Annotated in this window: 16 protein-coding genes and 2 tRNA genes; 8 read left to right on the top strand and 10 right to left on the bottom strand. The window is 63.9% G+C overall.

Annotated features, from left to right (window positions below; all coding sequences use genetic code 11):
- Positions 1 to 5 precede the first annotated feature (5 nt).
- On the top strand, positions 6 to 707 hold the full coding sequence (locus L610_RS13160; RefSeq protein WP_024847426.1) for an HAD family hydrolase: 702 nt from the start codon (positions 6 to 8) through the stop codon (positions 705 to 707).
- Here L610_RS13160 and L610_RS13155 read toward each other — a convergent pair whose 3' ends face one another.
- The gene (locus L610_RS13155; RefSeq protein ID WP_024847425.1) at positions 708 to 1,736 is read right to left on the bottom strand and encodes a phosphotransferase family protein; all 1,029 of its coding nucleotides are present in this window, start codon (positions 1,734 to 1,736) and stop codon (positions 708 to 710) included.
- Positions 1,733 to 2,227: a MaoC family dehydratase gene (locus L610_RS13150; RefSeq protein WP_024847424.1), complete on the bottom strand. Its 495-nt coding sequence runs from the start codon at positions 2,225 to 2,227 to the stop codon at positions 1,733 to 1,735. Before L610_RS13150 ends, L610_RS13155 begins: the two co-directional genes overlap by 4 nt.
- Positions 2,228 to 2,406: 179 nt before the next feature.
- Here L610_RS13150 and L610_RS13145 point away from each other — a divergent pair, with 179 nt between their 5' ends.
- Positions 2,407 to 3,657, top strand: a complete 1,251-nt coding sequence (locus L610_RS13145) for an acyl-CoA dehydrogenase family protein (RefSeq protein WP_034329539.1) — start codon at positions 2,407 to 2,409, stop codon at positions 3,655 to 3,657.
- A gap of 355 nt (positions 3,658 to 4,012) precedes the next feature.
- On the opposite strand, the gene L610_RS13140 is transcribed toward L610_RS13145, so the two are convergent.
- From L610_RS13140 to L610_RS13130, 3 genes are all read right to left on the bottom strand, one after another.
- Positions 4,013 to 7,147, bottom strand: coding sequence for an efflux RND transporter permease subunit (locus L610_RS13140; RefSeq protein ID WP_144705582.1), 3,135 nt, complete (start codon positions 7,145 to 7,147; stop codon positions 4,013 to 4,015).
- 15 nt (positions 7,148 to 7,162) lie between these two features.
- Positions 7,163 to 8,344 carry an efflux RND transporter periplasmic adaptor subunit gene (locus tag L610_RS13135; RefSeq protein WP_144705580.1) on the bottom strand — a complete coding sequence of 394 codons (1,182 nt, stop codon included), beginning with the start codon at positions 8,342 to 8,344 and terminating at the stop codon, positions 7,163 to 7,165.
- A gap of 180 nt (positions 8,345 to 8,524) precedes the next feature.
- Complete coding sequence (locus L610_RS13130) at positions 8,525 to 9,370, bottom strand: SIS domain-containing protein (RefSeq protein WP_024847420.1); 846 nt, start codon at positions 9,368 to 9,370, stop codon at positions 8,525 to 8,527.
- A 167-nt stretch (positions 9,371 to 9,537) separates the two neighbouring features.
- Here L610_RS13130 and L610_RS13125 point away from each other — a divergent pair, with 167 nt between their 5' ends.
- The 3 genes from L610_RS13125 to L610_RS13115 are packed head-to-tail and all read left to right on the top strand — an operon-like array spanning position 9,538 to position 13,512.
- Positions 9,538 to 10,908, top strand: coding sequence for a glutamine synthetase family protein (locus L610_RS13125; RefSeq protein WP_144705578.1), 1,371 nt, complete (start codon positions 9,538 to 9,540; stop codon positions 10,906 to 10,908).
- A 25-nt stretch (positions 10,909 to 10,933) separates the two neighbouring features.
- Entirely contained in the window at positions 10,934 to 12,319 is a 1,386-nt protein-coding gene (locus tag L610_RS13120; RefSeq protein ID WP_024847418.1) for an aldehyde dehydrogenase family protein, read from the top strand.
- 20 nt (positions 12,320 to 12,339) lie between these two features.
- Entirely contained in the window at positions 12,340 to 13,512 is a 1,173-nt protein-coding gene (locus tag L610_RS13115) for an iron-containing alcohol dehydrogenase (protein ID WP_144705576.1), read from the top strand.
- A gap of 78 nt (positions 13,513 to 13,590) precedes the next feature.
- Here L610_RS13115 and L610_RS13110 read toward each other — a convergent pair whose 3' ends face one another.
- A complete protein-coding gene (locus L610_RS13110) occupies positions 13,591 to 14,757 on the bottom strand; it encodes a TMEM43 family protein (RefSeq protein WP_024847416.1) in 1,167 nt (388 codons plus the stop codon).
- 181 nt (positions 14,758 to 14,938) lie between these two features.
- On the opposite strand from L610_RS13110, the gene L610_RS13105 reads away from it, so the two are divergent.
- Complete coding sequence (locus tag L610_RS13105) at positions 14,939 to 15,844, top strand: bifunctional 5,10-methylenetetrahydrofolate dehydrogenase/5,10-methenyltetrahydrofolate cyclohydrolase (RefSeq protein WP_246659013.1); 906 nt, start codon at positions 14,939 to 14,941, stop codon at positions 15,842 to 15,844.
- Between the two features lie 77 nt (positions 15,845 to 15,921).
- Here L610_RS13105 and L610_RS13100 read toward each other — a convergent pair whose 3' ends face one another.
- From L610_RS13100 to cpdR, 4 genes are all read right to left on the bottom strand, one after another.
- Positions 15,922 to 16,233 (bottom strand): hypothetical protein, encoded by a 312-nt coding sequence (locus tag L610_RS13100; RefSeq protein ID WP_024847414.1) that lies wholly within the window; start codon positions 16,231 to 16,233, stop codon positions 15,922 to 15,924.
- A 164-nt stretch (positions 16,234 to 16,397) separates the two neighbouring features.
- A tRNA-Val gene (locus L610_RS13095) sits at positions 16,398 to 16,472 on the bottom strand.
- A gap of 191 nt (positions 16,473 to 16,663) precedes the next feature.
- Positions 16,664 to 16,738, bottom strand: a tRNA-Val gene (locus L610_RS13090).
- 79 nt (positions 16,739 to 16,817) lie between these two features.
- Positions 16,818 to 17,180 (bottom strand): cell cycle two-component system response regulator CpdR, encoded by a 363-nt coding sequence (cpdR, locus tag L610_RS13085; protein WP_024847413.1) that lies wholly within the window; start codon positions 17,178 to 17,180, stop codon positions 16,818 to 16,820.
- Positions 17,181 to 17,369: 189 nt separating this feature from the next.
- Here cpdR and L610_RS13080 point away from each other — a divergent pair, with 189 nt between their 5' ends.
- Both L610_RS13080 and hisN read left to right on the top strand, forming a co-directional pair.
- Positions 17,370 to 18,260 carry an N-formylglutamate amidohydrolase gene (locus tag L610_RS13080; RefSeq protein ID WP_024847412.1) on the top strand — a complete coding sequence of 297 codons (891 nt, stop codon included), beginning with the start codon at positions 17,370 to 17,372 and terminating at the stop codon, positions 18,258 to 18,260.
- Between the two features lie 205 nt (positions 18,261 to 18,465).
- Positions 18,466 to 19,242, top strand: a complete 777-nt coding sequence (gene hisN, locus L610_RS13075) for a histidinol-phosphatase (RefSeq protein ID WP_024847522.1) — start codon at positions 18,466 to 18,468, stop codon at positions 19,240 to 19,242.
- The last annotated feature ends 2 nt before the right edge of the window (positions 19,243 to 19,244 follow it).

Genomic DNA, 19,244 nt, shown 5'->3' with positions numbered 1-19,244 from the left:
ACACTATGAAGACTGGCCTCACGACCATCGGCTTCGACGCCGACGACACGCTCTGGCAGAACGAGCAGTTCTTCAAGCTGACGCAGGAACGGTTTGCGGAGCTGCTTGCCGACTTCGCCGAACCCACGCACCTGCATGACCGCCTGCTTGCCGCCGAGAAGCGCAACCTTGGCCACTACGGCTTCGGCATCAAGGGGTTTACGCTTTCGATGATCGAGACGGCCGTCGAGGTCACCGAGGGCAAGGTGCCCGCAGCCATTATCGCTGAAATCCTCGCCGCTGGGCGCGAGATGCTGCGCTATCCGGTCGAGACGCTGCCGCATGTGCAGGAGACGCTGGAGGCGCTGGCAGGTAATTTCCGGCTCGTGCTGATCACCAAGGGCGACCTGTTCGACCAGGAGCGCAAGCTCGCGCAGTCTGGCCTTGGCGACTATTTCGACGGCGTCGAGATCGTCAGCGACAAGACGCCCGCGACCTACAACCGCGTATTCGACCGTTACGGTGACGGGCCGGAGCGGGCGATGATGGTCGGCAATTCGCTGAAGTCCGACGTCGCGCCGGCCATCGAGGCAGGTAGCTGGGGCGTCTACGTCCCGCACGAGCTGACCTGGGTGCTGGAGCACATCGAGGCGCCGGAGCATCACCCGCGCTACCGGCAGATCGACCACCTCGGCGAGCTGCGGCGACTGATCGAATCCCTCGCCTGATCAGGCCTCGCTAATCGCCTCGACCGCGAGCCGTGCCAGGAGCGGGACGGCCTCGCCATATCGCTTTGCCTTTTCCGGATTCGACGCGTTGCCATCGAGCGCGCGCTTGTAGACGCCCTGGCAGATAGCGGCGAGGCGGAAGAAGGAGAAGGCGAGGCAGAAGGTCCAGTTGTCGATGCCGGCAAGGCCGCGACGGGCGCAGTAGCGCTCGACATATTCCTCCTCGCTCGGGATGCCGAGCGCCTTGCGGTCGATGCCACCAAGGCCGCGGAACGACGACTCGTTCGGCAACCGCCATTGCATGCACTGATAAGCGATGTCGGCGAACGGATGGCCAAGTGTCGACAGCTCCCAGTCGAGCACGGCGGCGACGCGCGGCTCGTTCTGCACGAAGATCATGTTGTCGAGGCGGTAGTCGCCATGGACCAGCGAGACGCGGCCGTCGTCCTCGATCTGCTGTTCCTCAAGCCAGGCGATCAGCTTGTCCATGTCGTCGATGACATGGGTTTCGGTCGCGCGGTACTGGCCGGTCCAGCGCGTGAGCTGGCGGGCAAAGTAGCTGCCGGGCTTGCCGAAGTCGCCGAGTCCGACCGCCTCGAAGTCGAGGTCGTGCAGCGCCGCCAGCACCTCGTTCATCGCGTCGTAGATGGCGGCGCGCTCGCCATTGCCGAGCTCGGGGAGGGCAGGGTCCCAGAAGATGCGGCCCTCGACGAACTCCATGACGTAGAACATGCGCCCGATAGGCGAGCCTTCGTCGGACAGGTGGAACATCCGCGGCACCGGCACACGGCTTCCTTCCAGCGCCTTCATCAGCCGGTATTCCCGGTCGACCTGGTGCGCGGATTTCAAAAGCTCGCCCGCGGGCTTGGCCCGCAGGACGTAGCGGCCGCTCTCGGCCTCGATCAGATAGGTGGGATTGGACTGGCCGGTGTCGAACTTGCGGATCGACCGAAGCGCCCGAAACTCGTCCACATGCGCCTCGAGATAAGGCGCTAGTGTCTTGGGATCGAGCGCGTTAGGATCGTTCAAGCAGTCGCTTCCTTTTTGTCCATGGCCGCGAGCGTCAGCCAGCGCGCGGTGAGCGCCGGCTTCTTCGAGCCCTCGACCTCGACGGTAACGTCATAATTGAGATGCATCCAGCCCGATGGGCGGGCGATCAGTTCGGCCAGCTTGAAGCGGGCGCGGATGCGCGCCCCGGATTTCACCGGCGACATGAAGCGGATCGATTCAAAGCCGTAGTTGACGCCGATGCCGGCGCCCTCGATCGGCGGGATCGTCTCGTAGGCGAGCGTCGAGAGCAGGGAGAGCGTCAGGAAGCCGTGCGCGATGGTACCGCCGAACGGCGTCTCGCTTGCGGCGCGTTCCGGATCGACGTGGATGAACTGATGGTCGTCGGTCGCGTCGGCGAACTGGTTGATCATTTCCTGCGAGACGACACGCCAGGGCGAGACGCCGATTTCCTGTCCGACCGCGTTCTTCGCGTCCTCAAGCGTGACGGGCTCGCGATTGCTAGTGTTCATGCGAAGCTAATTCCCTGAAATCTCGAAGCAGCCGATGGGCGGTCGCGCATGGCACAATTACCGGGTTGTGCGCGCAAAGTCATCCGGTGCTGGCCTCCTGTTATACGGTCGCGTTTGGCGAAACTTTGCCTAGTATGGACGGCGGATGTCTCTCAAGGGACCCGAGGAGGAGGACATGAATGCCGGCAAGCGCTGAGATGAACCTTGGCATGACGGAACGGCTGAAGCCGATCCACGAACAGGTCGCGCGCATGGTGCGCGAGGAAATCATGCCGCTTGACGCCGAGTTTCTCGCAGAGGTGGGCCGAAACGGCGACCGCTGGAGCTACACGCCGCGGCAGACGGAGATTCTGGAAGGGCTGAAGGCCAAGGCGCGCGAGCGTGGCCTCTGGAACTTCTGGCTGACCGACTCCGAGCGCGGTCTTGGTTTGACGACGGTCGAATACGCCTATCTCGCCGAGGAAATGGGCAAGGCGCATCTCGGCGCCGAGGTCTTCAACTGTTCCGCGCCGGACACCGGCAACATGGAAGTGCTTGAGCGCTACTGTAGCGATGAGCACAAGAAGCGCTGGCTGGAGCCGCTGCTCGAGGGCAAGATCCGCTCGGCTTACCTGATGACCGAGCCGGACGTTGCCTCGTCGGACGCCACCAACATTTCGATGCGCTGCGAGCGCGACGGCGACTCTTACGTCCTCAACGGTGAGAAGTGGTGGTCATCCGGGGCAGGGGACCCGCGCTGCGCCATCTACATTGTCATGGTGCATACGCCGAACCCCGACCGGTCGAAGCACGAGCAGCATTCGATGATCCTGGTGCCCGCCGACACGCCCGGCATCACCAAGCTGCGCGCGATGATGGTCTATGGCGACGATGACGCGCCGCACGGCCACATGCACATCCGCTTCGAGAACGTCCGCGTGCCGGCCGAGAACCTGATCCTCGGCGAGGGCCGGGGCTTCGAGGTTGCGCAGGGGCGGCTGGGTCCCGGTCGCATCCACCACTGCATGCGCGCTATCGGCCAGGCCGAGATGGCGCTGGAACTGATGTGTAAGCGGGCGCTGGGGCGCGAAGCCTTCGGCAAGCCGCTCGCCGAGCTCGGCGGTAATTACGACGTCATCGCCGAGTGCCGGATGGAGATCGAGATGGCGCGGCTGCTCTGCCTCAAGGCGGCGTGGATGATGGACCAGGGCGACCGCAAGGCGGCAGCACCCTGGATCAGCAAGATCAAGGTCGTGGCACCCCGAGTGGCACTGAAGGTCGCCGACGAGGCGGTGCAGATGTTCGGTGCGCAGGGCATTTCTCAGGACACGCCACTGGCAAGGCTGTGGACGCACTTGCGCACGCTGCGGCTGGTCGACGGCCCTGACGCGGTGCACCGCCGCCAGATCGCGCGGCAGGAGTTGAGGAAGTACACGCAGCGGGGGATTTGAGGGGGAGCGGGAGACTCAGAGAGCTTTTGAGCGGGGGGCGTCCTGCCAACCTGCGTCTCATCTTGTCCCGCTTAGCCCCGGCAGCCCCCTCCGCCGCCTTCGGCGGCACCTCCCCCGCTTCGCAGGGGAGGATCCTCAGGTTGAGGCTTTCAAAAGCGTAGCGCCACATCTGAGCCGATGATCGGGCTAAGTGTCATCCTCGTATGTGATCTGCCACCATCACCCTGATCCTCCCCCATTTAAGGGGGAGGTGGCGCGAAGCGCCGGAGGGGGCTCATAGAGTGAAGGCAGGGAGTGGGGAGCCAAGGCAAACACCCGCCGCCGGGTGCAGGGCCGCAGCCCCGCGATGCAGAACCTACTCCGCCGGCTGCGGCGCTGCGCCGAGTTCGGCCTTTTCGGCTTGCTCGAGCTCCCGCACCAGGCGCTTTTCTTCCTCGACCTTCGGCGTGACGAAGCGGCCGAGGAGGAGGTAGACGACCGGCGTCAGATACAGCGTCGAGATGGTCGACAGGCCAAGGCCGCCGACGATGACCCAGCCGAGCGAAATGCGCGCTTCCGCGCCCGCGCCACTGGCGAGGATCAGCGGGAGGCCGCCGACGATGGTGCAGAGCATCGTCATCACGACCGGGCGCAGGCGGATGTTGGATGCCTGCTCGATCGCGTCGCGGACATTGAGGCCGCGGTCGCGCAGCTGGTTGGCGAATTCGACGATCAGGATGCCATTCTTCGCCATGATGCCAACGAGCAGCACGAGGCCGATCTGGCTGTAGACGTTGAGGCTGGTGCCGGTGAGAAGCAGCGCGAACACGGCGCAGGCAAGGCCAAGCGGCACGGTCGCCATGATGATAGCGGCCGAGACGAAGCTCTCGAACTGAGCGGCAAGCACCAGCAGGATGATGACGATGGCGAAGCCGAACACAGTCATCATGTTGCCCTGGGTCTCGCCGAGCGTCGCTGCTTCGGCGAGCGGCACGATGCGGCTGCCGGCGGGCAAGTGCTTCGCGGCGATCTCCTGCGCGGCGGCGTAGGCCGTGCCGAGTGCAACGTCCGGCGCGAGCGCCGTGGTGATGCCGACGGAGCGCATCTGCTGCTCGCGGGCGAGCGCCGGTGCAACCGCCTCTTCCCGGACCGTCGCGATGGTCGACATCGGCACGAAGCGGCCATCCTGCGTGCGCAGATAGATGTTCTCGAGGTCAGTCGGGTCGTTGATCGGGTTCGTGGTCGACAGCAGCTTCACGTCATAGGAGCGGTCGTCGATGAAGACCGAGCCGATCTTGCGGCCGTCCAGCATTGCCTGGATCGCCGCATCGAGGCCGTTGATCTCGATGCCGAGGTCCGAGGCGCGGTCGCGGTTGATCTGGACGGAAAGCTGCGGCTGCGTCGGCTCTTGTGACAGGCGCGGCTGGCGGAAGCGGCGGTCGTCCGACAGGTCGGCCACGACCTTCTGCGCGGCCTCGTTCAGCTCCGCATAGTTGTTGCCGACGATGGCGAACTGCAGGCCGCTGCCGGCGCCGCGGATGCCAAGGCTGTTCGGCTGGAACGCGAAGGCGCGCACGCCGGGCAGGTTTTCGACGCGCGAAACGACATCAGCGAGGATCTGCTGCTGCGTGCGGGAGCGCTTCTCCCACGGCGACAGCGTCATCACCATGAAGCCGGAGTTCTGGTTGCCGCCCGAGCCCGCGATGGCAAAGGTCGAGGCGATCTCGCCGGAATCGCGTAGCGGCTGGATCAGCGTCTCGATGTTGCGCATCTGCTGCGCAAAGTAGTCGAGCGAGACGCCCTGCGGTGCGGTCACGCGCAGGAAGGCCGCCGAGCGGTCTTCAGCCGGGGTCAGTTCGTTGCGGATGGTCGGGAAGATGGCGGTGGCAAAGCCGGCAAACAGCGCCGCGATCAGCACCACGACGAGGGGCGCGTTGAGCGCGGCACGCAGCGTATTGCGGTAGATCGTGCTGAGCACGCCGCCGATGGTGCCAAGGATCCCGCCATGATGATGCTCGATATTGCCGCTGCTCAGCATGCGCGAGGCAAGCATCGGGCAGAGCGACAGCGCCACCACCGCCGACAAGATCACCGAGACCGCCAGCACGAAGCCGAACTCGCGGAACAGGCCACCGGTCTGGCCGGGCAGGAAGGAGAGGGGCACGAAAACCGCGACCAGCGTCGCGGTCGTTGCCACCACGGCGAAGAACACTTCCTGGGTGCCGAGCACCGCGGCGGCGCGCGGGCCAAGGCCCTCGTTGCGGCGGCGCACGATGTTTTCGAGCACGACAATCGCGTCGTCGACGACGAGGCCCGTCGCCAGCACGAAGGCCAGCAGCGTCAGGATGTTCATCGAAAAGCCGGCGATCCAGACGAAGGCGACCGAACCGATCAGCGCGATCGGCAGCGCGAAAGCAGGGATGAGTGTCGCGCGGATATCGAGCAGGAACAGGAAGATGATCAGCAGCACCACCGTGACCGAGATGCCGAGCGCGATCTCGACCTCGTGGATGGCGCCATTGATGAACACGGCCTCGTCACCCGTGGCGAAGATGTCGACGCCTTCGGGCAGGGTGGGGCGAATGCGTTCGATGGTCTTGTGAACGTCTTCCGATATCTGCAGCGTGTTGGACTGCGCCTGGCGCAGAATGCCCATGCCAATGCCGGTCTGGCCGTTGGCGCGCAGCTGCGACTCGCCGACGTCGCCGCCAAGCGTGACGGTGGCGACATCGCGCAAGCGGATGTTGCCCTTGATGAAGATGTTCTCGAAGTCCTCGGGCGTCTGCACCGGCGCGGTGGCGCGGACAATAAGGTCCTGCGTGCTGCTGGTCAGCGAGCCCGCCGGCGTGTCGAACGACATCGACGAAAGGGCATTGCGGATGTCCGCGACAGTCAGGCCGAGGCTGGCAAGGCGCGATTGGTCGATGTCGACACGGAAGATCTTGTCGCGGCCTCCATAGACCTGCACGTCGGCAACGCCGTCGATTGCCGAAAAGGCGTCGACCAGCTGGTCCTCGACCAGAACGGTCATATCGTGCACGCTCATCGTGCTCGAGGTGACAGCGAGACGGACGACGGCTTCCGAATCCGCGTCGGCCGTCACGACGCGCGGGATCTCGGCGTCGTCGGGAAGGTTGTTCTGCACCTGGCTGACGGCGTCGCGCATGTCCGAGGCGGCGACGTTGAGATCAACGCCGTCCTTGAACTCGACAGTGACGCGGCTGCGGCCGAAGGATGAGGTCGAGGAGATCGACTTCACGCCGGAGACGCGGGCAACCGCGCCTTCGATCTCCGAGGTGATCTCGCGGTCGATTGTCTCGGCGGATGCGCCCGTATAGGTGGTGGTGACGGTGATGACCGGGCGGTCGACGTCCGGCAGCTCGCGGACCTCGACGGCGTAGAGCGCGGCAAGGCCGGCAACGGCGATCAGCGTGTTGAGAACGAAGGCAAGGACGGGGCGGCGCACGAAGAGCGCCGTCATCCCGCTTTCAGCGGAAGCGATACGTTTCATGCGCGTGCCTCCCGCTTACGAATGGCTGACGGAAAGCGACGCCTGCGGCCGGCTTTCCTGCGGATCTCCCACGACCCGGACGACCGCGCCCTCGCGAACCGCGTGGATGCCCTGCGTGACGACGCGCTCGGCATCGCCGATGTCGCCGGAGATGAGGACGCTGTCGGTGTTGCGCTGGACGACCCTGACGTTCACGCGGCGCGCCTTGCGCTCGTCGTCGAGCACCCAGATGTAGGCGCCATCGGTGCTCCACTGGATCGCCAGCGGATCGACCGAAGGATAGCTCTCGCCCGGGAAGCGCATCGTCACCTCGAACGACATGCCGGCCGCGAGGCGGTCGTTGTCGTTGGGCAGGCGGGCCTGCACGTGCAAGGTACGGCTTGCCGGGTCGATGCGGTTGTCGAGGGCGGTGATGGTGCCTTCATAGGTCTCGCCGGCACGGGCAAGCGAGGTGGCGGTAACCGTCTGGCCGACCGAGATCATGCCGGCGAAGCGCTCCGGCACCCAGAAGTCGACGACGAGGTGCGAGCGGTCCTCGATGGTGGCGATGACGGTCTGCGTCGTCACGTAGTTGCCAGCAGAGACCGGCAGGATGCCAACCGTGCCGGAGATCGGCGCCGTAATGGCGCGGCGCTTCAGGGTCACTTCGGCGTTCTGCAGCTCGAGCTTCGCGTTGCTGACGTCGCGCTCGGCATCCGTGACCTGCACGGCGGTGGCCGTGTTCGAAGCGCGGAGGTTGCGGACGCGCTCAAGGCGCGCCTCGGCGTCCTGGAGGGCAATTCGGGCGCGTTCGACCGCGATCTCTTCCACTTCGCTGTCGAGGCGGGCGATCACGTCGCCTGCCTGCACCTGCGAGCCGGACTCGACCAAGAACTCGGTCAGGCGGCCCGACGAGAAGGGCGTGACGGAAACGGAGTTGAGCGCGCGGCCGGAACCGATGGCAACGAGGCGGTCGTTAATGGTGCCGGTCTCGATCTGCGACGCGATCACCAGCGCGGGCTGGCCGAAGCCACCGCCGCCCGCTCCAGGAGCTGCTGCCGGCGCAGCGGCGGGAGCGCCGCCGGGAACCGCCGCGACGGCCCAGTCCAGTCCCCAACGCGCCAGAACTTCGTTCGAGCCCGGATAGAATTTCACCCACAACCCAGCGGCAACTGCGAGGACGACCAACGCTGATGCCAGTTGCTTCCAAAACGACATGCGATACTCCGGGCTTGGCGTGGTTCCTGAGGTGCCTGGCAACCACCCGACATGCAAAAACGGGCGCTCCACCGCACTCTTGCGGGCACGGCGCGTCCCTCATGGCAATGTTATGCCAACACTCGGGGCCTAATGCATCAGGAAGTTCATTAAATATCGGTAAGTTGACCGAGAGGCAGCCTAGCCGCCGCGCAGGTTTTCCATTTCCCGGATGCGTTGGGCGCTCTCGTTTTCCAGCCGCCGGGTGATCTCGGCGATCAGCATTTCCGCAACGACGAAGAGGGATGCGCTGGAATCCCAGGCCGATGGCACCGCGGTGCGGCCGGCGACGACATGGCGCGCGAAGCGCGTAACGGGCGACAGCCACTGATCGGTGAAGAGCACGACCTGCGTGCCGCGCTTGTTGGCGGCTTCGGCAAGTCGAAGCAGACTCTCCTGGTAGCGGCGGATGTCAAAGATGACGACGACGTCGTTCTTGCCCATGTCAAGCAGCCGGTCGCGCCAGTTGCTCTCCTGGCCGGTTAGGTGCAGCACGCCAGGGCGGATGATGGCGAGGTGCGAGGCCATGTAGGCGGCCAGCGGATCAGTGAAGCGGCCGCCGATGAGGAACACCTTGCCGCGGGTGTTGGTCAGTGTGCGTACGATGGCCGCCATCTGCTTTTCGGAGAAATGGCGGTAGGTCTCGTGCAGGTTCTGGATGACGGCGGCGAGAAAAGGTGGGGCGTCATCGTCAGGAGCGCCCTGCGTTGCCCGCGATAGCGGCGACTGCAGCTGCGCAGCGAGTTCGTCCTGCAGGCGCGCTTGGAATTCGGCATAGTTCTGGAAGCCGAGGCGCGAGACGAGGCGCAGGATGGTCGGCGAGGAAACGCCGGCCTGGGCGGAAAACTCCGCGACGGTTTTCAGGCCGGTCATCGGATAATTGGCGATCAAAACCTGCGCGGCTCGACGCTCGCCCGCAGGCAAGCTATCCATACGCTCGGCAATCAGTTCGGCGATGCCGATGTTCATCACAGAGCCATCCGACAACAGGTTTGACAAAGGTGCTGGAAGTGTATGAAATCATCCACAACAGCGCAATCCGGTTGATCCCGTACCATTCATTACAGATTGGAAAGAGTGGTGCAGATCCAGCTGGCGGTCGAAAAGGGCTGGATGAGGCTCAGGCCGAATTGGGGAACACAGCGGAGTAGATGATGGCAGGCAATATTTCCTTCGACCAGTTGAAGCAGCTCGTGGCGGACGGGCAGATCGATACCGTGCTCGGCGCAGCCGTCGACATGCAGGGGCGTCTGATCGGCAAGCGCTTCCTGGCGAAATTCTTTGTCGAATCTGCCTACGAAGAAACCCACGCCTGCAGCTACCTGCTCGCCGACGACATCGATATGGAGCCGGTGCCGGGCTACAAGGCCGCGAGCTGGGCACAGGGCTACGGCGACTTCGTGCTGAAGCCCGACATGAACACGATCCGCGTGCTTCCCTGGCTCGAAAAGACCGCGCTGATCCTGTGCGACATCCAGGATCACCATCACCACAAGGATCTGCCGCATTCGCCGCGCGCCATGCTGCGCCGCCAGGTCGAGCGCCTGAAGGAACGCGGCTACATGGCCTACTTCGCGTCGGAGCTCGAGTTCTACCTGCTCGACGAGTCCTATGAGACCGCGCGCGAAAAGGGCTTCCGCAACCTCAAGACGCACTCGCCCTACATCGAGGACTACCTGATCGGCCTGACCTCGAAGGAAGAGTACTTCATGCGCCGCCTGCGCAACGAGATGGACGCGGCGGGCATTCCGGTCGAGAACTCGAAGGGCGAGTGGGGTCCGGGCCAGGAAGAGATCAACGTGCGCTATGCCGAAGCTCTCGAGATGGCCGACCGTCACGTCGTTCTGAAGAACGGCGCCAAGGAAATCGCCCATGCCGAAGGCAAGGCGATCACCTTCATGGCGAAGTACAACTATGACCTCGCCGGCAATTCGACCCATATCCACAACTCGCTGTGGAGCGCCGACGGCAAGACACCGCTGTTCTTCGACAAGAACGCGAAGTGGACGCTGAGCGAGCTCGGCCAGCAGTGGGCTGCCGGCCAGCTGAAATATGCCAAGGACTTCACCTGGTTCCTGGCCCCCTACATCAACTCCTACAAGCGCTTCCAGGCAGGCACGTTCGCGCCGACCAAGGTGATGTGGAGCGAGGACAACCGCACGGCGGGCTTCCGCCTGTGCGGCATGGGCACCAAGGGCATCCGCATGGAGTGCCGCATCGGTGGCGCCGACCTGAACCCGTATCTCGCCTTCGCCGCGCTGATCGCAGCGGGCCTTGCCGGCATCGACGAAAATCTGACGCTCCAGGAGCCCTTTGTCGGTGACGCATACCAGGCAAGCGAACTTCCGGAGGTGCCACGTACGCTCCGCCATGCTATCGAGACGCTCGAGAATTCGAAGATGCTCCGCGAGGCCTTTGGCGATGACGTGATCGAGCACTATGTCCACACTGCCCGCTGGGAGCAGATGGAATACGACCGCCGCATCACCGACTGGGAGCTGCACCGCGGCTTCGAGCGCTACTAAATCCGACTATACTGACGAGGTAATCATGGCCGAAACGGTCAAACTCATATCTCCCGTCGACGGCTCGATCTACATCGAGCGCCCGGTGGCCGAGGATGCGGCAATCGAGGCGGCGATCTCGCGCGCTCGCGCCGCACAGGCCGATTGGGCCAACGTCTCGATCGCCGAGCGCGGCAAGTACCTGCTCGCCTTCCTCGAGGCGCTGCTGTCGATGAACGACGAGATCGTTCCGGAGCTGGCTTGGCAGATGGGCCGTCCGGTTCGCTACGGCGGCGAGAAGGGCGGCGTCGAAGAGCGCACCCGCTATATGGTCGAGATCGCCGAGAAGGCTCTCGCACCGTACATCCCTGAGGACCGCCCGGGTTTCCGCCGCTACCTGAAGCGCGCGCCGCTCGGCATCGTCTTCACGATCGCGCCGTGGAACTATCCGTATCTGACGGCGATCAATTCGATCGTTCCGGCCCTGATGGCGGGCAATGCCGTCATCCTCAAGCATGCGGCGCAGACGCTGCTGGTCGGGGAGCGTCTCCAGCAGGCATTCGACAAGGCGGGCCTGCCGAAAGGCCTGTTCACCAACCTCGTCATGAGCCACGCCCAGACCGAGAAGCTGCTTGGTTCGGGCAAGGTTGACCACTGCAACTTCACCGGCTCCGTCGGCGGCGGCCGCGCCATCGAGAAGGCTGCTGCGGGCACCTTCACCTCGCTCGGCCTCGAGCTTGGCGGCAAGGACCCAGCATACGTCCTGCCGGATGCGAAGCTCGACCACGCCATTGCCAACCTCGTCGACGGTGCGTTCTACAACAGCGGCCAGTGCTGCTGCGGCATCGAGCGCGTCTACGTGCACGAAAAGGTCTATGACGAGTTCGTCGAGGGCTTCATTGCCGAGACGAAGAACTACGTCGTCGGCAGCCCGCTCGACCAGGCGACCACGATGGGCCCCATGGCGCAGGCCCGCTTTGCGGACCTGATCCGCGAGCAGAAGGCCGAAGCCCTGCGCAAGGGCGCGGTCGCGCACATCAACATGAAGGTGGAAAACGACGTTGCGGGCTCCCCGTACATCGCTCCGGAAGTGCTGACCAACGTCGACCACCAGATGAGCGTCATGCGCGAAGAGTCGTTCGGCCCAATCGTCGGCATCATGAAGGTGCGCAATGACGAGGAAGCCATCGCGCTGATGAATGACAGCCCGTATGGCCTCACCGCTTCCGTCTGGACCACCGACACCGAGCATGCGGCTGCGATCGGCGACCGCATCGAGACCGGCACGGTCTTCATGAACCGCTGCGACTATGTCGATCCGGGTCTCGTCTGGACCGGCGTCAAGGATACCGGCAAGGGCGGTGCGATGGGCGTCGTGGGCTACCACAACCTGACGCGCCCGAAGAGCTACCACCTGCGCGAAGCGATCTGAAACTTCGGAATACTGAAAAAATGACCAATCTCGTTTCCAAATGGAACTACCCGACCACCGTTCGCTTCGGCGCCGGTCGCATTAAGGAACTGCCGGAGGTGCTGAAGGAAGTCGGCATTTCCAACCCGCTGTTCGTGACCGACCCGGGCCTGGCGAAACTGCCGGTCGTTGCTTCGACGCTGAAGCTACTGACCGAGGCGGGCGTTCCGCATGGCGTGTTCTCTGACGTCAAGCCGAACCCGGTCGAGTCTAACCTCTATGCCGGCATCGAGGTCTTCAAGAGCGGCAAGCATGACGGCGTCATCGCCTTCGGCGGCGGCTCTGCCCTCGACCTCGGCAAGCTGATCGCCTTCCAGGCACACCAGAGCCGTCCGGTCTGGGACTTCGAGGACATCGGCGACTGGTGGACCCGCGCCGATGCATCGAAGATCGCGCCGATCGTCGCCGTCCCGACCACGGCAGGCACCGGTTCAGAAGTCGGCCGCGCTGGCGTGCTGACCCACGAGGCAAGCCACACCAAGAAGGTCATCTTCCATCCGAAGATGATGCCCGCGATCGTTATCGCCGATGCGGAGCTGACCGCTGGCATGCCGCCGTTCATCACCATCGGCACCGGCATGGACGCGCTGGCCCACTGCCTCGAGGCCTACTGCGCGCCGGGCTATCACCCGATGGCTGACGGCGTTGCCGTCGAGGGCATCCGCCTTGTGTTCGAGAACCTCGCGAAGGCCGCTGCCAACGGCAACGACCTTGAAGCACGCGCACACATGATGTCGGCCGCCGCGATGGGCGCGACCGCGTTCCAGAAGGGCCTCGGCGCGATTCACGCCCTGTCGCACCCGATTGGCGCGCTGTATGACACCCACCACGGCATGACCAACGCCGTGTTCATGCCTTACGTGCTGGCGTTCAACCGCCCGGCCGTCGAGGACCGCATCAACCGCCTTGCCGCCTATCTCGGCATCGAGGGCGGCTTCGACGGCTTTGCCGCCGCGATCCTCAAGCTGCGCAAGGACCTCAACGTCCCGCACACGCTGGGCGAGTTCATCAAGGACTTCGCGCCGGATGACGCGCGTCTCGACCTGCTCGCCGAAATGGCGATCGTTGACCCGACCTCCGGCGGCAACCCGGTCAAGCTGACAAAGGAAGCCGCGCTCGCGCTGTATCGCCAGTCGATGGACGGCAAGCTCTAAGCCGAGCTTCGTAACCCACAAAAAGGCGGGGCGCCCGACCGGGTGCCCCGCCTTTTTTGTGTCTGGGCCTCGTGAGGGTCAGGCGGCTGCGGTTGTCACGCCTGCCTTCTTCTTCGCGCGCTGGCCGAAGTACCAGGAGATCGCCACGCCAACGATGATGACCGCCAGCGACACCAGTGGGCGGTACCAGAACCAGGCGACGGCGATGGTCAGGGTGCCGACGAGCGTGCCGAGGCACCAGGCAACGAGGCCGGTGCCGAGACGGACGATCGAGCCAAGGAACGGGATCACGTCGGCGATGACGCCGAGCAGCCCCAGCACCATCGAGAAGCCGACGACGAGGAAGAAGACGCCGGCCGCGCGCAGCACCCAGGTGAGGATCGCATTGTCGCGTTCGGCGTCCTTGAACATCTGCTCGGCGGTGAGCACGCCGTCGTTGACCAGAAGCAGCCTGTCGCCTGCAACCGTTTGGTATTCGGTGAAGCCATTGCCGGTCTGCCGGCCGATCACGCTGGCTGGGCCAATCGGCACGACTCGGTAGGACACGCGGTAGTCGCCGACCTGCGGGTTCTGCGGGTCGTTGCCAAGATAGATATTGCCATTGACTATATGGACGCGCTTGGCCGTGCCGAAGACGTCTTGGATCGCTTCCTCATTGCTTTCCGGGAGCTTGAGCGGCTCCTGGTTGTCGATCATGGCAATGACGCTGCTGCTCAGCCGGAATTCACCGATCGAGGCGTTCTCGACCGGGAAATAGCCGCGGCGGATTTCCATCGGCGGGTTGTCGCGGCCCTGCGGATACCTGAAGTTGGAGGAGTCATGCTCCTGCTCCGACCAGCCGGTGCTGTAGGAATAAGTTGTGGTGATCTCCTCGCTGCCGCCAAGCGAGGTTGTCGACTCGCTGCTGGTCTCTTCGATCCATTGGTACATTTCGACGCTGCGCAGCAACTGCAGCGTGGTGACCGTGATACCGAAGTCGGGATCAGACGGCTTGTCATTGGTGACGACCCGACCGGTGACGTGGACAAGCTTGCCTTCGTTCGCCGGATCGATGCTGTTCGCGTCGACCGAGATGACGATGCCTGCGCCTTCCTCGAGCGACCGCGCAGTGGTCACGGCGCGGCCTTCGTTCCAGAACAGCAGGCAGATCATGGCGATGATGGCGAAGAAACCGACGAGCGCCCCGACGGCCGAATTCTTGATGCGTCCGAACCACGAGACGGACGTCGTTTCCTGATATTGCATAACTCCCCCAAGTAGTCGCGTTGCGACGGCTGCAATCTATAGACGAAGTTTTGGCGCATGCCAGTTGCAGCACGTCGCGATCGTGATTGTATACAGCCCCTGGAGCCCGCTATATGGTCCGCATAACCGAAGGGCACGCTTCCGGATGCTGCCCGAGATGGAAAAACGGAAGGAAGATCGCTTGTCCGACAAGAGCACGACGGAGCCAAAATTCCGCGACCATCGACTGATCGAGGGCAAGGCCGTGCAGACGCGTATCCTTGCCGAAGTGGCAGAGCAGGTCGCCGCCGCAAACCCGCCGGTGGGCAAGCTGGTGTCGGTCTGCATCGGCCCGACGCCGGAGGTCGCCGTCTATGTGCGCAACCAGGCACGGGCGGCAGCAAAGGTCGCCATTCCGTTCGACGAGCAGGTGTGGCCGTCCGAGATCACGCAGGAAGAGTGCAAGAAGCGCATCCAGTCGCTCAATGACAGCGCCGATGTGCTCGGCATCATCCTGCAGCGTCCCGTTCCGGCGCACATCAACGTGCGTTCGCTGCAGTCGGCCATTCACCCGCTCAAGGACGTCGAGGGCATGAACCCGGCGTCGATCGGCAACATCGTCTACAGCGACATAGCGCTGGCGCCGTGCACGGCCGCCGCGTCGGTCGAGCTGCTGCGCTCGACGGGACTGGAGCTCAAGGGGCTCGAGGTCGTGATGATCGGCCACTCGGAGATTGTCGGCAAGCCGGCGGCGCTGATGCTGACGGCGGAAGGGGCGACAGTGACCGTCTGCCACCACATGACGCGGTCAGTGGCGATGCACTCGCGCCGCGCGGATGMGGTGGTCGTTGCGGTCGGCAAGCCGCACCTGATCGGCCCCGACATGATCAAGCCGGGCGCGGCGGTCATCGACATCGGCATCAACCAGGTCACCGATGCCGACGGCAGCGTCCGCATCGTTGGTGACGTCGACACGGATGCGGTGAAGGAAGTTGCCGGCTGGATCACGCCGGTTCCGGGCGGCGTCGGGCCGGTAACCGTTGCGATGCTGATGCGCAACTCGATGGTCGCCTACAAGCGCCAGAAGGAAGCCGGCTGGATCTCCTGATCGCGGCCAGTCAAAAGAAAGAGCAGCGGGCCTCTTCAGGCTCTGCTGCTCTTTTCGTTTTTGGGCTTAGCGGCTCGTCATTCCTCGCCGCGCCGCACCAGCTCGTAATAATTGTCGCGCCGGCCGGGAACGTCCTCGTTCACGATCATCTCAAGCCCGCTCTCCTCGAAGATCTTCATCCAATCGTCCCATTCGACGAGCTCGATGCCGCCGGCGTTCTGCGGCCGCTCGGGCCGGTCCTGATCCTGATAGGCCGCCTGGTCGAAGACGATTCGCAGCATCGGCTGCGTGCCCGTTTCCACGGACGTGTCGACTATGGCCGGGAATCCCATCCGGGCGGCTGCCCAGTCGCGGATCGCGTCCTTGTCGGTGAGAACTGTCGTAGCCATAGCGGAATGCCCTCCAGGAAGGATTGGATTTTCCCGGAAACGCGCCACGGGCAAGCATGTTCCTGAGGGGAAGTGAGGCGACCGTTTTCGCGGTGTTGCGATGAGAAAATGCGGAGGGAAACGATGGCAGCGGTGCTGCTAGGCTTTTCGTTCTGGGAAGGGAATGGTGGGCGTGACAGGGATTGAACCTGTGACCCCTACGATGTCAACGTAGTGCTCTCCCGCTGAGCTACACGCCCGGGTGCCGAAACATCCAGCGAGTGGGCGTGTAGCCCGCTCCGCCGTTTCCCGCAAGCCGGTTTTTTCGTTTTATCACTGAGTTGAACAGGTGGGGGCGATGACATCCCGACGCGCACGCACGGTAGGAGGCGCACGGCAACGATGCTCGCCGAAAGCGACGCAGAATCAGAAACTTGGTTTTCTTGAAGGATGGTGGGCGTGACAGGGATTGAACCTGTGACCCCTACGATGTCAACGTAGTGCTCTCCCGCTGAGCTACACGCCCATCCGACGAGGGCGCATACACCACACGTGAACGCCGTCGTCAATAGAGGAAAAAACGTTCTTTGACGGTTTCCTCAGGCTCAAGCCGCATGCAGCATCTTTTCCACCTCGGTGACGAGCTCACGCAGGTGGAAAGGCTTCGACAGGACCTTCGCGTCGCGCGGGGCCTTCGAATCGGGATTGAGCGCAACCGCCGCAAAGCCAGTGATGAACATCACCTTGAGGTCGGGGTCGATTTCCGTGGCGCGGCGGGCGAGTTCGATCCCGTCCATCTCCGGCATCACGATGTCGGTGAGAAGCAATGAAAAAGGTTCTTCGCGCAGGCGCTCGTAAGCGCTCGCGCCGTTGTCAAAGTCACTGACGTCGTGGCCCGCCCTTTCCAGTGCCTTGACCAGGAAGCGGCGCATGTCGTTGTCGTCTTCCGCGAGCAAAATTCTTGCCATGTAGCCCGTCCGAATCAGTCAGTCCCCTGTCCAGCATCCGCCGAACACCAGATTAAAGGCGTATATGAGGCCCCTTCTGTAAAGATCAAGTGAATGCCCCGGCCGCCTGCGACGCGTGTCAATCTGGACAGAAAGCCCAGCAAATGGCAGGGTTTGCGGACATTCCGCGCCAGGACATTGCACCGCAACATGAGCGTCTCTCTCGATTTCGGCTTCATTCCTCCCTTCGCGGTGCGGGCACCCGCCGAACAACGAGTGCCGTTCGTATTCAACTCGCCCCACAGCGGGCGCTACTATCCGCCGCGGTTCCTGGCGATGAGCAAGCTGGATCCAGTTGCCATCCGGCGCTCCGAAGACTGCTTCGTCGACGAGCTGTTCGCAAGCGTGGTCGAGCTCGGTGCGCCGCTGCTCGTCGCCAACTTTCCCCGCGCCTGGCTCGACGCCAATCGCGAGCCGTGGGAACTCGACCCGCGCATGTTCAGCGAGCCGCTGCCCGGCCATGCCAACACGCGCTCGGCGCGTGTCGCAGGAGGCCTCGGCACGATCCCGCGTCTCGTGGGCGAGGGGCAGGATATCTACGTGGAGAAAATGCCGCTCTCCGAGGCAATCGCGCGGATCGAGGGCGTTTACAAACCCTACCATGCGCAGCTGAAGCAGCTTTTGACGACGACCCACGCCCGATTCGGCTTCGGCGTGCTGATCGACTGCCACTCGATGCCGGCGAGCGTGCGCGTGCCTGACGGCGGCATCCGGCCCGATTTCATCATTGGTGATCGCTTCGGTGTTGCGTGCGCGCCGGGGCTTTCGAGTGCTGCGATCGAGATCCTGTCGGGCATGGGTTACCGCGTCGCGCACAACAAGCCTTATGCCGGTGGCTTCATCACCGAGCACTACGGCCGCCCGGCCAAGGGGCTGCATGCGCTGCAAATCGAGATCAACCGCGGCCTCTACATGAACGAGAAGACGCTGGAGCGCTCAGCGGGGTTCGACGCGCTCGTTGCCGACCTCTCGCGGTTCTGCGCCGACATCATGTCCGTTCCGGACCATGAGCTGCAGGGCCTGCCGCTCGCCGCCGAATAAGCCAAACATTTGATGGGGAAGCTAGAAAAAGGACCGCGTCGCTTGCGCTCGGCGGTCCAAGTCTAGGGAGGAAACGCCCCAAAAAGGGCTCAGACAAGAAACTTGTCCGTCACCAAAGTTATTGTGCGTTGCACAAATGTCAAGCTGATGTTGCCGTTCGACTGAATTTTGTGCAACAGGCAGACAGCCTAGCCGGGAGATGCAAATGAGAATCGAAGCCGACTTCATGCACCGTATCGCCGCGGCCGCTGCCGCGCAGACACTGCCGCGTTTCCGGCAAGCGGGGCTTGTCTCGGCCAACAAGCTAGCTGGCGGCTTCGATCCGGTCACGGAAGCCGACCGCGACGCGGAGCAGGCGATCCGCGCGCTGATCCGCGAGGCGTTCCCTGACCACGGCATCATCGGCGAGGAGTTCGGCCGCGAGAACGAAACGGCGCGCTACCAGTGGGTGATTGATCCGATCGACGGCACGCGCTCGTTCATCTCCGGCATTCCGCTGTGGGGCACTCTGGTCGGCCTTACCGACAATGGCGACGCGGTTGCCGGCATGATGTCGCAGCCGTTTACAGGCGAGCTGTTCTGGGCTGACGAAACCTCGAGCCAGTACAGCGGCCCAGGTGGCGACCGGCAGCTCAAGACCCGGCCGACGAAGACCCTGGCTGAAGCCATGATGTGCACGACCACGCCGCGCATGTTCAAGGAGCGCCGCAGCGAGGTCTACGACCAGCTCGAGCGTTCGGTGAAGCTCGCGCGATACGGCACCGACTGCTACGCCTATGTCATGCTGGCGTCGGGCTCGATCGACCTCGTCGTCGAGACGTCGCTGCAGACCTACGACATCATGGCGCTGGTGCCGATCATCGAGCGGGCGGGTGGTGTCATCACCACCTGGGATGGCGGCCCGGCCGAGGCTGCGGGCGACATCGTCGCGGCGGCGACGCCCGAACTGCACGAAGCGGCAATGAAGATCCTCAACGGCTGAGG

It is taken from the genome of Aminobacter sp. J44 (assembly GCF_007829415.1).
Classification (GTDB): domain Bacteria; phylum Pseudomonadota; class Alphaproteobacteria; order Rhizobiales; family Rhizobiaceae; genus Aerobium.
The sequence above is the reverse complement of the archived record's forward strand: the minus strand, read 5'-3'. Positions and strand labels throughout refer to the sequence as shown.

Coding starts and splice junctions, on each gene's coding strand:
- L610_RS13160 (WP_024847426.1), top strand. CDS start 6: ATGAAGACTGGCCTCACGACCATCGGCTTCGACGCCGACGACACGCTC.
- L610_RS13150 (WP_024847424.1), bottom strand. CDS start 2,227: ATGAACACTAGCAATCGCGAGCCCGTCACGCTTGAGGACGCGAAGAAC.
- L610_RS13145 (WP_034329539.1), top strand. CDS start 2,407: ATGCCGGCAAGCGCTGAGATGAACCTTGGCATGACGGAACGGCTGAAG.
- L610_RS13140 (WP_144705582.1), bottom strand. CDS start 7,147: ATGAAACGTATCGCTTCCGCTGAAAGCGGGATGACGGCGCTCTTCGTG.
- L610_RS13135 (WP_144705580.1), bottom strand. CDS start 8,344: ATGTCGTTTTGGAAGCAACTGGCATCAGCGTTGGTCGTCCTCGCAGTT.
- L610_RS13125 (WP_144705578.1), top strand. CDS start 9,538: ATGGCAGGCAATATTTCCTTCGACCAGTTGAAGCAGCTCGTGGCGGAC.
- L610_RS13120 (WP_024847418.1), top strand. CDS start 10,934: ATGGCCGAAACGGTCAAACTCATATCTCCCGTCGACGGCTCGATCTAC.
- L610_RS13115 (WP_144705576.1), top strand. CDS start 12,340: ATGACCAATCTCGTTTCCAAATGGAACTACCCGACCACCGTTCGCTTC.
- L610_RS13110 (WP_024847416.1), bottom strand. CDS start 14,757: ATGCAATATCAGGAAACGACGTCCGTCTCGTGGTTCGGACGCATCAAG.
- L610_RS13100 (WP_024847414.1), bottom strand. CDS start 16,233: ATGGCTACGACAGTTCTCACCGACAAGGACGCGATCCGCGACTGGGCA.
- cpdR (WP_024847413.1), bottom strand. CDS start 17,180: ATGGCAAGAATTTTGCTCGCGGAAGACGACAACGACATGCGCCGCTTC.
- L610_RS13080 (WP_024847412.1), top strand. CDS start 17,370: ATGAGCGTCTCTCTCGATTTCGGCTTCATTCCTCCCTTCGCGGTGCGG.
- hisN (WP_024847522.1), top strand. CDS start 18,466: ATGAGAATCGAAGCCGACTTCATGCACCGTATCGCCGCGGCCGCTGCC.